Source organism: Streptomyces cylindrosporus (assembly GCF_022698165.1).
Lineage (GTDB): Bacteria > Actinomycetota > Actinomycetes > Streptomycetales > Streptomycetaceae > Streptomyces > Streptomyces cylindrosporus.
The window spans coordinates 1-14,865 of the sequence record NZ_JALDAY010000022.1 but is presented as its reverse complement, the minus strand read 5'-3'; the positions used below and the strand labels follow the sequence as shown (position 1 = coordinate 14,865).

Genomic DNA, 14,865 nt, shown 5'->3' with positions numbered 1-14,865 from the left:
AGCCTACGCCTCAGCCGCCCAGCCCGAAACCGGCCTCCGCGGGCGCCGCGCCCCCCTGACGGACGTACCACTCGGTGGACAGCAGCCGGGCCCGTTCGCCCGGCGGCAGCGCCGCGAGCCGTCCCGGCAGCGCTCCCCGCGCCACCTCGCTGCGATGCGCCATGACGGCATCGACCTTCCGCTCCACCCACGGCCCGACATCCAGGGTCACGTCGACCCACGCGTCCGGCACACTGAACATCGCCCGGCCCGGCCGCGACAGCGCGCTCCCCAACGCCCGCGCGGCGGAGTCGGGATGCGTGGCGAGATACAGGGCGCCCGGCTCCCACGCGTCCCCGGCCTCCGGGTACAGCCGCCCCCATCCCGCCGCCTGTACGGCGAGCACGGTCACCCGGTGGGTGTGCACATGGTCGGGATGGCCGCTGAGATTGCCGTAAGCGTCATGCGTGACGACGACCTCGGGCCGGAACTCCCGTATACGGGCGACCAGTTGCCCCACGGCCTCGTCGAGCGGCGCGTCCAGGAGACGGGCCGCACCCGGCGCCGACTCCGGCACACGCGCGTCGGCGTACCCCAGCAGCCGCGGCTCCCCGGCCCCGAGAACCCGCAGCGCCTCCGCCAACTCCGCGGCGCGCGCGGTGCCTTCGGCCCAGGTCGCCGTGACGACCGCGGTCCGCGCCCCCGACTCGGCGTGCCGGGCGAGCAGACCGCCCGCGATCAGGGACTCGTCGTCGGGGTGAGCGAAGACTCCGAGGAGGCGGGGGAGGCGGACCTGCCGCCCCACGCTCCCCGCTGTCACGGTCCGAACCGCTCCGGGCGGAAGTCCGCGAGCGTTTCGTCCCTCCTCCCCGTGAGGATCTCCGAGGCGAGCAGCCAGCCGAGCACCGGCCCGAGCGTGATGCCGCTGTGGGAGACGGCCTCGTAATAGCCCGGCACGGAGGGCACGGCCCCCACCGAGGGGAACCCGTCGGCCGGGATGGGCCGTTCGGCCACCCGGGCCTGGGTGATGCGGCACTCGCCGAGGTCCGGAACCACCCGCCGTGCCGACTCGTGGAGCAGCCGCGCGAGCTCCGCCGTCTCCACCCCCGTGTCGATGAGCGCGTCGATCTCACGGCTGTGGAGCACCACAGACCCGTCTCCGTCCGGGCGGATCTCGACGTGCGGCGCGTGCATGGCCCGGTGGACCGGGACCTCGGCACAGCCGATCCGGGCGACCACTCCGGGCTCCCGGCGCATCGGCAGCTGCCGTGCGACGAGCCCGGCGACCCGGGAGGCCCCGGGCCCCGCCGCGTTCACGACCGCGTCGACGTCGAGACGGCTTCCGTCCGCCAGGGTCACCGTCCGGACGCCCCCGTCGCCGCCGATGCCGATGTCGCGCACCGCCGTACCGAACCGCCCTTCGGCACCGGACTCGACGGCTCGCTCGACCAGACGGCCGACGAGCTGCCGTCCGTGCACCCACGCCTCGTCGGGATAGAACAGCACCGAAGCGCTGTCGGGCACCGCGAGAGCGGGTTCGAGGTCACGGCGTACCTCGGCTCCCGTGCGCACCTCGACCCGGTAGCCCCAGGCGGCCAGCAGTTCGGCCGTTTCGAGGAACCTCGCCTCCGTCGTGGGATCGCCGGCCCAGCGCAGATGGCCGGTGGGATGCCACCACGAGCCCGGGCCGACGGCCTCCGCGAGCTCGCGGTACGCCGCCATGCCCGCGACGTTGAGGTCGAAGTAGGACCTGAGCCGGGTCTTGTTGCTCGCGTTGACCCACGAGAAGGACCAGTTGGTGACCCCTTCGCCCGGCTGCCCCGCGTCGACGAGGACCACGTCGGCTCCGTGCCGCGCCAGGTTCCACCCCACGCAGGCCCCGAGAACACCCACGCCGACGACGGCCACCCGTAAGGACCCCGACGAGTGACGCCCGCTCAGCATCGCCGTACGTCCAAGGTCAGCACCCCCTGCTCGGTCGCGAGTGAATGGTCGTAACAGACCCCGTCGCCCCGCAGCCGGTACCGCTCACCCGTGGTCGCCACCGCCTGCCGGTCCTCCCGGGCCACACCCAGCGTGAAGGTCGCGTCCCCGTTGTACGTGTCGTCCATCCGCACTCCGTCGAGCCGCGCGTGGTCCCCGATGGCCATGACGACCCGCAGCCGGTTGGCGGCGTCGATGGTGGCGCGTCCGTCGAGAGTGTAGGTGCGGTCGGTGCGGGTGGCACGGCCGTTGACGGTGACCTTCTGGTCGTCGGTCCAACTGCCCTTCAGGTCATCGGTGTTCTCATCGGGTGTCCACTGATGGCCGATGGAGGTGGTGAGGGCCCGTTCGACGGTGGTCGTCACCCGCCCGTGGGAGGTGTTGACATACCCGGAGACGGAGAGGCGGTCGCTGCCGGTGGTGGTGAGCGTGCGCAGGTCGCCGTCCTGGTAGCTGTTGCTCACGGCGGGCTCCGCGCTCTCGTACGACGTCACCGCCCCCGTGACGACCGCCCGGTGCGCGTCCTGCCACACGAGGATGTTCGTCGGCGCGCTCCACCCGGTCTGCCCGGCCGGCACGCCCAGCACGGACACGTCCACCGTGTGCGCCTTGCCGTCGTTCAACTCGCCGGCGAACGGCGTGAGATCGAACCGCAGCGGCCGTACGTCGAAGGCGGTGGGGGACGGAATCACCGACCACAGATACGGCGACCAGCCACCGGTCCACACATTCGGATATGGCGACGCGATCCCGGCCACCTTCCCGTCGATCTTCACCTCCACTTCCCGGTACGGGCCGTCGTCCCCGCCCTTGCAGGAGTACGACGCCGACGAGGTGACCGCCGTGTACCAGAACTCCTCGCACCCGCCGCCCGATCCGGTCGCGTACACCTCGGCGAGGATGCGCTCGGAGTTGCGGGGCGTGGTGAGGGAGGCGGCGGTGGTGACGCTGTCGCCGTCGCTGAGCGGGATGACCTGGTCGGGGATGTCGGCGGTGCGGCCGTGCTGGGGCGCGTAGAAGGTGAGCGTCACCTTGACGTTCAGCACGCCGGTGTAGGTGTCGTTGACAACGTTGCCTATGAGCATGTCCACGGACTGCGTGCTGCTCAGCGTCTTCGCGTACTGCGTGACGTCCTTCTCGACGGACCAGTCGATCCCGTCCTGCGAGGGCTCCGGGGTGGAGGTCCGGAAGACCTGCACGCCGCCGATGTCCAGATACCCGAGGCGGTCGTACTGCCGCCCCTTCACGTTCCCGTCCATCCGCAGCACGACCTTCGACCAACGGCCGGGCGCCCCGCACCCCGTCGGCGGCGTGTACGTCCCCGTGTACGGCGTGAAGTCCTTGAACTGCGCCTCGGCGACGGTCACCGAGCAGGACTTGGTGTGGGGGGTGGAGATGGGCGGGGCGGCGGTGACGGGGTCGTGGTAATCGGTGCCGAAGACGGGCGGAACGGTCTGTGCCGATGCGGGACCCAGGGCCAGGCCGAGAGAGGTGAGGGCGGCGGCCAGGACGGTGACCGTCCGTCTCACACGCGTCAGAGGTCTAGTCATGTCTCAGTGATGTCCTGCGGTGAACAAATACGCAAGCGTACTTGGCACAACCATTACCCGACGCGGAGAGTCTCCTTGCTACCACATAGTGATCACCGCAGGAGACGCACGAGATGTTCACCCGCACCTCCCTTCACCTGGTGCTCGCCTCGGCTACGGCCGTGTGCCTGACCGGCGGCGCGCTCACCCTCTCCGTGAGCACCGCGAGCGCGGCGACTCCGGCGAAGTACGCCGACGACTTCAACGGGGACGGCTACCGTGACTTCGTCGCCTCCGAACTCGGCGGAGGTTCCGTCACCGTGACCTACGGGACGGCCACCGGACCCGGCACCACCGTCAAGACGTTCACGCAGGCCACCGCGGGCATACCGGGAACACCCGGTGACGCGGGTGGTTACAGCGACGGGTTCGGCGAGGACCTCGCCACCGCCGACCTCAACCGTGACGGCTACGCCGACCTCGCCGTCGCCGACCGCACCGAGAAGGTCGGCGGCAAGGCGGACTCGGGTGCGGTGACCATCCTCTGGGGCTCGAAGACCGGCCTCTCCGGCACCGACGCCGTCCGCCTCAAGGTGACCTCCGCCAAGTACCAAGCATTCGGCAGCGAGATCGAGACCGGCGACTTCGACGGCGACGGCAAAGCCGACCTGGCGGTCGCCAACGGCATCCACACCGTCTACATCTACCGCGGCGGCTTCGCCAAGTCCGGTACGACGGGCAAGGTCACCAAGCACTCCCCGGCCGTGAACAGCGACTACGTCCTCGAATTCACCGGCCTGGTCGCGGGCAAGGTCACCAAGGACAAGGCGACCGACCTCTACGTCCTCGGCCAGGGCTACCACAACGACAAGATGACCCAGGACGCCTGGTTCCTGCGCGGCGGCTCCACGATCAAGTCCGGCAAGGCCACCGTCCTCGACGCCTCGTCGCCCGACTACGACCCGACCGGTGTCGTCGCGGACTTCGACAAGGACGGCTACGGCGAACTCGCGGTCAGCGACACCGCGTACAACGGCGGCGCGGGCTCGGTCGTCGTCTGGCGCGGCGGCAGCACCGGTCCGACCACCAAGTACCGCATCACGCAGTCGACTTCGGGCGTGGCCACGGCCGCCACGAAGCACGACTCCTTCGGCTACGACCTCTCCGCGGGCGACACCAACGGCGACGGCTACCCGGACCTCGCCGTCAGCGCTCCCGAGGAGAAGATCGGCTCGGTGAAGACCGCGGGCGGCGTCCATGTCCTGCGGGGCGGCAAGTCCGGCCTCACCGGCAAGAACTCCCAGTGGTTCAGCCGCGGCACGGCCGGCGTCCCCGGCGCCCCGACCGAGGGAGAGATGCTCGGCCTCCTGGTCCGCCTGCGCGACATCGACCGCGACGGCGACAAGGACCTGCTGGTGGGATCCAACAGCGGCTTGGACACCACGAGCCTCCTGCTCCCGGGCACGAAGTCGGGCATCACGGCGTCCGGGGCGCAGGACGTGAACATGGGAGTGCCGTTCCCGCAGTAGCCCCCGAACCAACACGCCCCGCCCGCTACGGTTTTGCCCATGGAACGGGGCGCGAACGAGGTCACGGCGGGCGGGGAGCGGTCGGTCGGGGCGGGCGGGAACGTGGGGGCGGCGGCGACCGGCGACCACAGCACGGCGACGTACATCCACAATCAGTACGTCCAACAGCAGCCGCCCGCCGACGAGTTGACCCCGGAGGAAATCACCGAGGCGCTACGGCGCTATGCCACCCGGATCCGCGAGACGTACGGCCGGCTGGACCTGGAGGTGCTGATCCCCACGGAGGAGGGGGAGCACCCGCCGGTCGGCCTGGACGAGGTGTTCGTGGCGCCGACGGTACGGGCGGATCCGCCGCCGGTGGAGCTGCCGCGGGACATCCGGCAGCGGCTCGTGGACGCCGGGGAGTGGCCGTCGAGTCTGCCGCCGGGGCTGGAGCGGGAGACGCTGGACCGTGCCCGGGAGGCGTACGCGGAACGTCCGGCGCGGGGCGTCCTGGAGGTGCTCGCCGACCCGGACCAGGATCGCCTCGTCCTCCTCGGCGACCCCGGCGCGGGCAAGTCGACCCTCGCCCGTCACCTCTCGCTCACCCTCACGCGGGAGGTCCCGTCCGGGGATCCGCTGGAAGCGCTGGCCGGCCGACTGCCCCTCGTCGTGGAGCTCCGTGAGTACGCGGCGGGGGAGTGGCGGGAGCAGACCTTCGAGGACTTCCTGAAGCATCTGCACGACACGAAGGGAATGGCACCGCCTTCTCCGGTGACGGAACGCCTGCTCGCCGAGGGCCGTGCCGTGGTCGTCTTCGACGGTCTGGACGAACTCTTCGACCCGGCCGCCAGGGAACAGGTCAGCCATCGCATCGCCGATTTCGCCGGCCGCCACAGTGCGGCGGGGGTGCGCGTGATCGTGACCTCGCGCGTCATCGGCTATCGGCGTGGAGTACTGGAGCGCGCCGACTTCGCGCACCACATGATCCAGGATCTGGACCGGGAGCGGATAGGGCAGTTCGCCCGCCAGTGGTACACCAGCGCCTATCCGCACGACGAGGAGCGGGCCGCACGGCTGTGCCGCAGGCTGACGGACGCCGTCTCGTCCTCCCGCCCGGTCGCCGAACTCGCCGGAAACCCGCTCCTGTTGACCATCCTGGCCATCATCGGCCGCCGCCGGGAGCTGCCCCGGGACCGGCAGGGCGTCTACCGTCACGCCGTAGCCGTACTGATCGCCCACTGGGACGAGCACGCGAAGCACCTGCGCGCTCCCACCGACGCCGAGGCGCTGTCCTACCTGGGCGACGAGGACCGGCACGAACTCCTGCGTCTCGTCGCGCGGCAGATGCAGGACGGCGAGGGCGGCATCGCGGGCAACCACATCCACCAGGACGTCCTGCTGACGACGTTCAAGCGGTACCTGTGCGAGCAGTACGAACTGCCCGTCGCGCAGGCGGTGTCGGCGGCGCGGACGATGGTGCGGCAGTTCCGGGAGCGGAACTTCATCCTGAGCCACTACGGGGGCGGCGTGTACGGCTTCGTGCACCGGGCCTTCCTGGAGTACCTGGCCGCGGAGGACATCGACCGCCGGTACACGCGCTATCGGGAGTGGACTCCGGACGAACTGATCGAGCAGGTCTTCGGGCGGCATGCGGAGGATCCGGCCTGGCATGAGGTGCTGTTGCTGCTGGTGGGCCAGTTGGGGGAACCGGAGGCGGCCGCGGCGATCGATCGGCTGCTGGACATGCACTGGCGACGGACTGAACGGACGTGGGACGCGGAGCTGTTGTTGCTGAGCGTGCGGGCTCTGGCAGAGGTGCGCAGGATCGGTGCTCTCGCGCCACAGAGCCGAAATGTCGTGGACGGGATCATCGCCTTCCTGGAGAAGACGATGGACAGGTATGTCGTTTTCGCCGTGACGGAGGGAGGCTGGGGCGCTCTGACGACGTTTCCACCCCACTGGAGTGGAAGATCCCGGCTCCTGCGCTGGTTCCACTTGCGAGGTCAGTTCGACTGGCACGCGTCGCGGTCCGCGCAGATCATCGCCGGCATGTACCAGGACTCGGAGTTGCCTCGGCGTGTAGCCGCACATGGGAGTACCGAGTACACCCGTGTGAGGCTGCTGGAGATGTTGGCGGAGCGCTGGGGTGCCGATGAGGACGTACACGAGCTGCTTCGGGCCCGAGCGGTTGAAGATCCGAGCGAAGAGGTCAGGAGAACGGCCCTTGAGCTTCTGGTCGAACAAGGTATTGACAGGCCCGGCGTCGGCGACCTGATCCTGGACCGCTCCCTGTTTGATCCGTCGCTGAGAGTTCGAGGCTACGCACTGTCCCTTCGGGATGACCCCGAGGCCGATGGCCTGTGGGACCAGTTCGTCCAAGTGGCCTCCTCCGAAGGCCGTTTGAGCGAGCGCGTTGCGGCGGTGGATCAACTGACCAAGTACCGCAGTGACGACCCTGAAGTCCTGGCACTGCTGTTCTGTCTGGCCACTGACGCCGCGGACGCCACTGACGTCACTGTCGCAAGCCTGCGCGAAGAGGTCGTCCGAAGTCTCGCTGATCTGGTCGACGACGAGCGCGTTCCGGCGCTGATGCGTGATCGGGCGATCGAGGACCCTGATGAGGACGTGCGTCGGACGGCCTTGTTATTTGTCGCCGAAGCGCTGAGAGACTGGGAGTTCGTCCGTGCTCGCGCCGTCGACGACGAGGATCCGGCGGTCCGGACGGATGCCCTCTATGCCCTGCACGACCTACGGGCAGACGAGCCCGACACATGGGAACTGGCCCGTCGGCGAGCCGTCGCCGACCCCGACGAGTTCGCCCGTTCAGCGGCTTACGTGGTGCTGTGGCAGTCGGCCGGATCCGAGGCCGGCACCTGGGAATTCCTTCGTGATCGGGTGATTGAGGACCCTGATGGTGAGGGCCGGGACTCAGCGCTCACCGGGTTGGTACGACTGCGGGCTGACGAGGCGGAGACGTGGGAGCTGGTTCGTGAACGCCTGGTCGAGGACGCGCATCAGAGCGTCCGTGCCTCCGCCCTGGGTGAACTGTGCAAGCACAAAGGCCATGAGGCCGGAACGTGGGAGTCGGTGTTGGACCGGCTCCGGAACGACCCCTCGGTGTATGTCCGGGAGACGGCGCTGTACGCGACCAGGCACTACCGGAGCCACGAGGATACTTGGGCCGCGATCCGCGAGCGTGTGTCCGAGGATGCGGACGGAGGCGTTCGGCAATTGGCACTCGCTCTGCTGGCGACAAACCGGAGCGACGACGCCGTGACGCTACAGCTGATCCGGGACCGGGCTGCCACCGACCCCGTGCCCCGAGTCCGGGCCGACGCGCTGCGCTGGCGTGCCGTCTGCGAGACGGACGAGGACACAGTCGAGTTCATGAGAGATCGGGCCGTCGCCGACCCTGATCCCGAGCCGCGCGTCGCCGCGCTTCAGTCACTCGCCTTCGGCTGGCCCGCCCACCCTCGGACGCTGCCGCTGTTGCGGGAACGGGCCGGGGCGGACGAAGACGAAGGCGTACGTGCGGAGGCCGCCCGCGCCCTGGCAGCAGCCGAGGCGCTAGCGCCCCTCGCCGACCAACTCCCCTGACAGGAACGCCGACCAGGCGAGAGGGGAGACGCCGAGCGCGGGGCCGGTGGGCTGCTTGGAGTCGCGGAGGTGGATGGTGGTTGGGGTGACGGCGACTTCGAGGCATTCGCCGCCCTCGCCGTCGCTGTAGCTGGACTTGAACCAGGTGAGCTGCTCGGTGTTCATAGCTCCTCCAGCTTCTGCTCGATCAACTTCCGTGTCTCCGAGGGGGAGAGTGCCATCGCCCGCATGATCCCATAGCGGTCCGCGATCTTCCGGACCTCTTCCAGATCGGTGATCAGCCGGGGGTACCCCTGGGCCTCGGTGTACGCCACCTGTCCGCGTCCCCTGGGAGTCAGCAGGTTGAACGCACTTCCCGGGTTGGGGTGTTCCTCCACCTTGGTCGGCATCACCTGGATCTCGACGTTCTGCATCTGCCCGACCTGCAGCATGCGCCGAAGCTGGTCCGCGTGCACACGCCGTCCCCCGATGGGCCGGTCCAGCAGGACCTCTTCGAGGACGTAGCTCACGATCGGAGCCGGGTCACGATCGAAGACCTGCTGACGGGAGAGCCTGTCCGCCACTCGCCTCTCGATCGTCTCCTGGTCGAGGAACGGCCGGCGTTTCACGAAGACGGCCAGGGCGTGGTCCGCAGTCTGCAACAGGCCAGGGACGCCGCTGTTAGCGTAAAAGTGCAGCTCAACCGCCTCCGCCTCCAACCCCGCATAGTCCCGATACCACTCCGGATGCCGCGTCCGAGTCCTCGTCATCGCCTCCTCGACGTCCGGGATCACCTCCAGCAACAGCCCCCCGGCATCCAGCAGTTCGTCGGCCTGCGTCAGCACCTCCGGCCGAATGATCCGCACCCCGCGCTCCATCGCCGAGATCGCGTCGGGCCCGTACCCCACCAGCTTCCCGAACTCCTTCTGCGTGAGCCCCTTCCGCTCGCGCAGGAACTTGAGCATCTTGCCGAGCGCGACGAACAGCGCTGTCGTCCCCTCGGCCTCCGCAGGCGTCTCCGGCCTCCGCTCACCCACGCACCTCACCCCTCCCACCCGACAATCCGACACCGAACCCTTCGCACCCGTACAGCTACCGAGAGTCGCCGATTCACTCCTGGTCAGAGTAGAGACAACCCACCACGCTCAGTCACGTGAACGCCGAAATCTCCACCCCCACCGACGAACTGACCCAGCGTCTGAGCGCCACTCCCCGCGGCGCCCGGCTCGCCCGCCGACTCACCGCCGCCCAGCTCACGGAATGGGGCTATCCCCATGACACCGACGCGAACGACACCGCCCAGCACCTCGTCGCCGAGCTCGCCGCCAACGCCGTCACCCACGGCCGCGTCCCCGGCCGGGACTTCGAGCTGCGGCTCCTGCTGCTCCCCGAGAACACTCTCCGTATCGAGGTCAGTGATCCGCGCGGCGACCGCCCACTCCGTTTCGTCACGGAGCCCGACGGCGAGCGCGGCCGAGGGCTCATCCTCGTGACCCTCCTCGCCGCCACCTGGGGCGTCACCGACCGTCCCGTCGGCAAGACGGTCTGGGCCGAACTCGGCCTCAAACAGCCCGCGTCGACTTCCTCCGCCGACTCTCCACCACCGTGTCCGCGAACGCCCGCGCCGGCGGACTGAGCGCGTCCCAACGCCGTACCGCCCAACCGACAGGGAGAGGACGGAGGCGGGGTACGGGGATCAGCCGCAGCGCCCCTTCGCCTGGTACCGCGAGTCCCGGCAAGGCCGGCACCACCGCCCGCCCCACCCCCAGCTCCGCCAGCAACAGCGCCGTGTCCCAGTCGGCGACGCTCGTGTCGTACCCGAAGTCCACTCCCAACTCCGCGCAGGCGGCGTCCAGATGGGCGGCGGACGCGGAGTTCGGGGGCAGCCGTATCAGGCGTACGTCGGTCAGCTCGGCGGCGTTCACGGACGCGCGGTCGGCCAGGGGGTCGTCGGCGCGGACCGCCAGTACCCACGGCAACTCCACCACCGGGCGCTGCTCGATGCCACGGACGGGCGGGCCCAGCGTGATCCATGCCAGGTCCAGCGCCCCGTCCGCCAGTGCGTCGAAGCTGCCGCGGCCCGAACTGACCGTGCGGAACTCTAGGTTGACGTTCGGATGGCGGTGCCGGAAGGTCACCACCGCGTCCGACATGAAGTGCCGTACGGTCGTCGCGCCCGTCGCCACCCGGACGTGCCCGCTCTCGCCCTCCACGAGGTCCCGCAACTGCCTTACGGCGAGGTCGAGTCCGGAGATGCCCTCGGCCGCGGCCGCCTCCAGGACGCGGCCCGCCTGCGTGGGTACGACTCCGCGCGCCTGGCGCTCCAGCAGCGCGACGCCCGTCTCGCGCTCCAGGCGCTTCACGTGCTGGCTCACCGCGGACTGTGTACAACCCAGGTCCCGGGCGACCGCGCTGAGGCTCCCGGCCCGGCACACCGCGACGAAAACACGCAGGTCATCGAGGGTCATGACATCCAAGCTAGCACTTGGAGCTCGGCATAAATCCCAAGGATTGACTCTGCTGATGCGTGCGTACGACGATCGTCACAGGGCCCAACGGGCGGCAACCCGCTCCCCACCCCCTTCCGGATCCGGAGCGGGCGGGGGCAGGAGCGGGTGCCGACCCAGACGTCGAAGGGAAGCCGCCGTGCAGCGGACACCTGTCACCCACCAAGCCACAGCCCTCATGCGGGACTTAGGCGCCGGTCAGCAGTCGCACCCCGGCGGGACGCTGCTCGCGCACCTCGACCGGGTGCGCGCCCGCCTCGCTGGCTGGGGTGCCCGGCCCGCGCTGCAACTCGCGGGCCTGACCCACGCCGCGTACGGCACCGACGGCTTCCCGGCCGCTCTGCTCTCCCTGGACCGGCGCGCCGAACTCGCCGCCGTCATCGGCCCCGAGGCCGAGGAGATCGTGTACTTCTACGCCAGCTGCGACCGCCGGGCCAGCTACCCCGACTTCGCGACGCCGGGCGGCTACTTCCGTGACCGCTTCACGGGCCACGCCCTCACCCCGCCCACCCACCTCCGCCAGGACTTCGCCGAGCTCACGGCCGCCAACGAGCTCGATCTCGCCTACCGCAACCGGGACTTCCGTACCCAGTGGGGGCCCGAGCTCCTCGCCCTGTTCACCCGTTTCCAGCCGCTGCTGAGCGAGGCCGCCTGGCGGGACTGCCTCGCCGTCCTGGGATCGGCCCGACGGCAAGGCTCTTGACTTCCCAAGACCCCCGCGCCACATTCCCCTCCCCGCACCATCAGAAATTGCACACAACTCCGCACCTCTCCGCACCTCCGCACCTCCGCACCTGAGCAACTCACCCCATCCCTCGTACGGTTGGAGCGACCTGCCATGGCCACGAGCGCGGAACCCGCGAGACCCACCCTCCTTCCCGGCGGACGTCCCAGCCGACGCCAAGTGCTCGGCACCACTGCTGCCACCGGCCTCGCCCTCGCGGCCGGGACCCGCGGGGCGGCCGCCGCCGACCTTCCCCTCCTGGGCACGTACGACGTCGTCGTCATCGGGTCCGGCGCGGCCGGGATGACCGCGGCCCTCACCGCGGCCAAGCAGGGGCTCACCACCGTCGTACTCGAAAAGGCGCCGACCTTCGGCGGGTCCGCGGCCCGTTCCGGCGCCGGGATCTGGATCCCCAACAACCCGGTGATCCTGGCCGCCGGTGTCCCGGACACCCCGGCCAAGGCGGCCGCCTACCTCGCCGCCGTCGTCGGCTCGGACGTCCCCGCCGCCCGGCAGCAGGCCTTCCTCGCCCACGGCCCCGCCATGATCTCCTTCGTCATGGCGAACAGCCCCCTCCGCTTCCGTTGGATGGAGGGCTACAGCGACTACTACCCCGAGCTCACCGGCGGTCTCCCGAACGGCCGCTCCATCGAACCCGACCAGCTCGACGGCAAGCTCCTGGGCGCCGAACTCGCGCACCTCAACCCGCCGTACATGCAGGTCCCGACCGGCATGGTCGTCTTCAGCGCCGACTACAAGTGGCTCGCCCTCGCCGCGGTGAGCGTCAAGGGCGCCGCCGTCGCCGCCGAGTGCCTGGCGCGCGGCACCAAGGCGGCGGCGCTGGGGCAGACGCCGCTGACCATGGGGCAGTCGCTGGCCGCGGGGCTGCGGAAGGGGCTGCTGGACGCGGGTGTTCCGGTGTGGCTCAACACTCCGCTCACCGATCTGTACGTCGAGAGCGGCAAGGTGACGGGGGCGGTCGTCACGCGCGACGGCGCCTCCGGCCTGGTCCGCGCCCGCCGGGCCGTCGTCGTCGGCTCGGGCGGCTTCGAGCACAACGCGGCCATGCGGGCCCAGTACCAGCAGCAGCCCATAGGGACGGACTGGACGGTTGGCGCGAAGGAGAACACGGGTGACGGCATCCGGGCGGGGCAGGCCGCGGGTGCCGCGCTCGGGCTGATGGAGGACGCCTGGTGGGGGCCGGCCATCCCGCTCCCCGACCAGCCGTACTTCTGCCTCGCCGAACGCACCCTCCCCGGCGGCCTCCTCATCAACCAGGCCGGCGCCCGCTTCGTCAACGAGGCCGCGCCCTACAGCGACGTCGTCCACACCATGTACGAGCGCAACCCCACCGCCCCCGACATCCCGGCCTGGCTGATCGTCGACCAGAACTACCGCAACCGGTACCTCTTCAAGGACGTCGCCCCGACCTTCGTACTCCCCGACGACTGGTACACGTCCGGCGCCGCGTACAAGGCCTGGACCCTCGACGCGCTGGCCACGGCGGTCGGCGTCCCGTCCGCCGCCCTGCGCGCCACGGTCAACCGCTTCAACTCCCTTGCCCTGACGGGCACGGACACCGACTTCCACCGCGGCGACAGCGCCTACGACCACTACTACACGGACCCCTCCGTCCTCCCCAACTCCTGCCTCGCCCCCCTCTGGCTGCCCCCGTACTACGCCTTCCGCATCGTCCCCGGCGACCTCGGCACGAAGGGCGGCATGGTCACGGACGCGCGGGCCCGGGTACTGCGGCCCGACGGCACGGTGATCCCCGGTCTGTACGCCGCCGGGAACGCCAGCTCGGCGGTGATGGGCCACAGCTACGCGGGCGCGGGCTCGACGATCGGCCCGGCGATGACGTTCGGCTACATCGCGGCGCTGGACATCGCGGGAGTGCTCTGAGCGGTCCTGGGGAAGTCGGCTGCGGTTGGGCAGCGCCGCCAAGGGGCGCGGGGCTGTATCGATATGCGGCTCCGCCGCGATGGGGGTCCCCCCGCGCGAGCGCAGCCGAGCGTGGGGGAGCGACCAGCCACGACGGCGCCGCAGCCGACCCACCACCTGTCGCCGCCCCGCGGCGGAGCCGCTGATCGGCACAGCCAGCGGAGCGCTTAGGACTGGTAATGAAGTGAGTTGGTAGCCGGGGCGGGAATGACGGCGTGTCAGTTCTCGTTGATGCTGCCGGGATGGGGGTGCGAGGCAGCCGAGACGAAGAGTGCGCACAAGCCGTGGGAGGTCGAGGACGGGCTGTGGGAGCGGATCGAGCCGCTGCTGCCCGTGGTCGAACGCAGGTACCGGCATCCGGGGCGTAAGCGCCTGGATGATCGCAGGGTGCTGTGCGGGATCCTGTTCGTGCTCTACACCGGGATCCCGTGGCGGTTCCTGCCTCAGGAGCTGAGCTTCGGCTCGGGAATGACCTGCTGGCGGCGGCTGCGGGACTGGAACGAGGCGGGAGTCTGGCAGCAGCTGCACGAGCTGCTGCCGGCCGAACTGCGGGCGGCTGACATGCTCGACTTCTCCCGCGCCGCCGTCGACTCCTCCCATCTGCGCGCGATGAGGGGCGGGCCGGCCACCGGCCCGTCCCCGGTGGACCGGGGAAAGACCGGCAGCAAGCATCACCTGATCGTCGAGGCGCACGGCATCCCACTGGCCGTGACCCTGACCGGCGGCAACCGCAACGACGTCACCCAGCTGATCCCGCTGATCCAAGCCGTCCCGCCGATCCGGGGCAAGCGCGGCCGCCCGTTGCACCGTCCCCGGCGCATCTACGCCGACCGCGGCTACGACCACGACGTCTACCGCGACAGGGTCCGCCGGTTCCAGATCACCCCGTACGTCGCCCGCCGCGGCACCGAACACGGCTCCGGCCTGGGCATACACCGCTGGGTCGTCGAGGGCGCGATCGCACTGCTGCACTGGTTACGCCGCCTGCGCATCCGCTGGGAACGCCGCGACGACATCCACCAAGCCTTCATGACCCTCGGCCGCGCCATCATCTGCTGGCGACGACTCAAGACCTCATTCTGATCCGAGCCCAAGGGCGGTCTAGGCCCCGG

At 70.2% G+C, this 14,865-nt stretch carries 12 protein-coding genes; 6 read left to right on the top strand and 6 right to left on the bottom strand.

Features of this window, described 5'->3' with window-relative positions:
- Window positions 1-10 precede the first annotated feature (10 nt).
- The 3 genes from MQP27_RS48075 to MQP27_RS48065 are packed head-to-tail and all read right to left on the bottom strand — an operon-like array spanning window position 11 to window position 3,512.
- Complete coding sequence (locus MQP27_RS48075; protein WP_242777942.1) at window positions 11-799, bottom strand: PIG-L deacetylase family protein; 789 nt, start codon at window positions 797-799, stop codon at window positions 11-13.
- Window positions 796-1,923: an NAD(P)/FAD-dependent oxidoreductase gene (locus MQP27_RS48070; RefSeq protein ID WP_242777939.1), complete on the bottom strand. Its 1,128-nt coding sequence runs from the start codon at window positions 1,921-1,923 to the stop codon at window positions 796-798. Before MQP27_RS48070 ends, MQP27_RS48075 begins: the two co-directional genes overlap by 4 nt.
- On the bottom strand, window positions 1,917-3,512 hold the full coding sequence (locus MQP27_RS48065; RefSeq protein WP_242777936.1) for a peptide-N4-asparagine amidase: 1,596 nt from the start codon (window positions 3,510-3,512) through the stop codon (window positions 1,917-1,919). The genes MQP27_RS48070 and MQP27_RS48065 overlap by 7 nt, the downstream gene beginning before the upstream one ends.
- A gap of 113 nt (window positions 3,513-3,625) precedes the next feature.
- On the opposite strand from MQP27_RS48065, the gene MQP27_RS48060 reads away from it, so the two are divergent.
- Entirely contained in the window at window positions 3,626-5,020 is a 1,395-nt protein-coding gene (locus MQP27_RS48060) for an FG-GAP and VCBS repeat-containing protein (RefSeq protein WP_242777933.1), read from the top strand.
- A 39-nt stretch (window positions 5,021-5,059) separates the two neighbouring features.
- The gene (locus MQP27_RS48055) at window positions 5,060-8,599 is read left to right on the top strand and encodes a HEAT repeat domain-containing protein (protein WP_242777930.1); all 3,540 of its coding nucleotides are present in this window, start codon (window positions 5,060-5,062) and stop codon (window positions 8,597-8,599) included.
- Here the strand turns inward: MQP27_RS48055 and MQP27_RS48050 are convergent.
- Both MQP27_RS48050 and MQP27_RS48045 read right to left on the bottom strand, forming a co-directional pair.
- Window positions 8,570-8,764: a DUF397 domain-containing protein gene (locus MQP27_RS48050; RefSeq protein ID WP_242777927.1), complete on the bottom strand. Its 195-nt coding sequence runs from the start codon at window positions 8,762-8,764 to the stop codon at window positions 8,570-8,572. The two genes, MQP27_RS48055 and MQP27_RS48050, sit on opposite strands and share 30 nt — an antisense overlap.
- A complete protein-coding gene (locus MQP27_RS48045) occupies window positions 8,761-9,615 on the bottom strand; it encodes a helix-turn-helix domain-containing protein (protein WP_242777924.1) in 855 nt (284 codons plus the stop codon). Before MQP27_RS48045 ends, MQP27_RS48050 begins: the two co-directional genes overlap by 4 nt.
- A 116-nt stretch (window positions 9,616-9,731) precedes the next feature.
- Here MQP27_RS48045 and MQP27_RS48040 point away from each other — a divergent pair, with 116 nt between their 5' ends.
- Entirely contained in the window at window positions 9,732-10,214 is a 483-nt protein-coding gene (locus MQP27_RS48040) for an ATP-binding protein (RefSeq protein WP_242777921.1), read from the top strand.
- Here MQP27_RS48040 and MQP27_RS48035 read toward each other — a convergent pair.
- The gene (locus tag MQP27_RS48035) at window positions 10,141-11,046 is read right to left on the bottom strand and encodes a LysR family transcriptional regulator (protein WP_242777918.1); all 906 of its coding nucleotides are present in this window, start codon (window positions 11,044-11,046) and stop codon (window positions 10,141-10,143) included. The genes MQP27_RS48040 and MQP27_RS48035 overlap by 74 nt on opposite strands.
- Before the next feature lie 217 nt (window positions 11,047-11,263).
- Here MQP27_RS48035 and MQP27_RS48030 point away from each other — a divergent pair, with 217 nt between their 5' ends.
- The 3 genes from MQP27_RS48030 (at window position 11,264) to MQP27_RS48020 (ending at window position 14,836) form a co-directional block, all read left to right on the top strand.
- Entirely contained in the window at window positions 11,264-11,788 is a 525-nt protein-coding gene (locus MQP27_RS48030; protein ID WP_242778275.1) for a DUF6817 domain-containing protein, read from the top strand.
- Window positions 11,789-11,923: 135 nt separating this feature from the next.
- Entirely contained in the window at window positions 11,924-13,714 is a 1,791-nt protein-coding gene (kstD, locus tag MQP27_RS48025) for a 3-oxosteroid 1-dehydrogenase (RefSeq protein WP_242777915.1), read from the top strand.
- Window positions 13,715-13,984: 270 nt separating this feature from the next.
- On the top strand, window positions 13,985-14,836 hold the full coding sequence (locus tag MQP27_RS48020; protein WP_242778272.1) for an IS5 family transposase: 852 nt from the start codon (window positions 13,985-13,987) through the stop codon (window positions 14,834-14,836).
- Window positions 14,837-14,865: the final 29 nt, after the last annotated feature.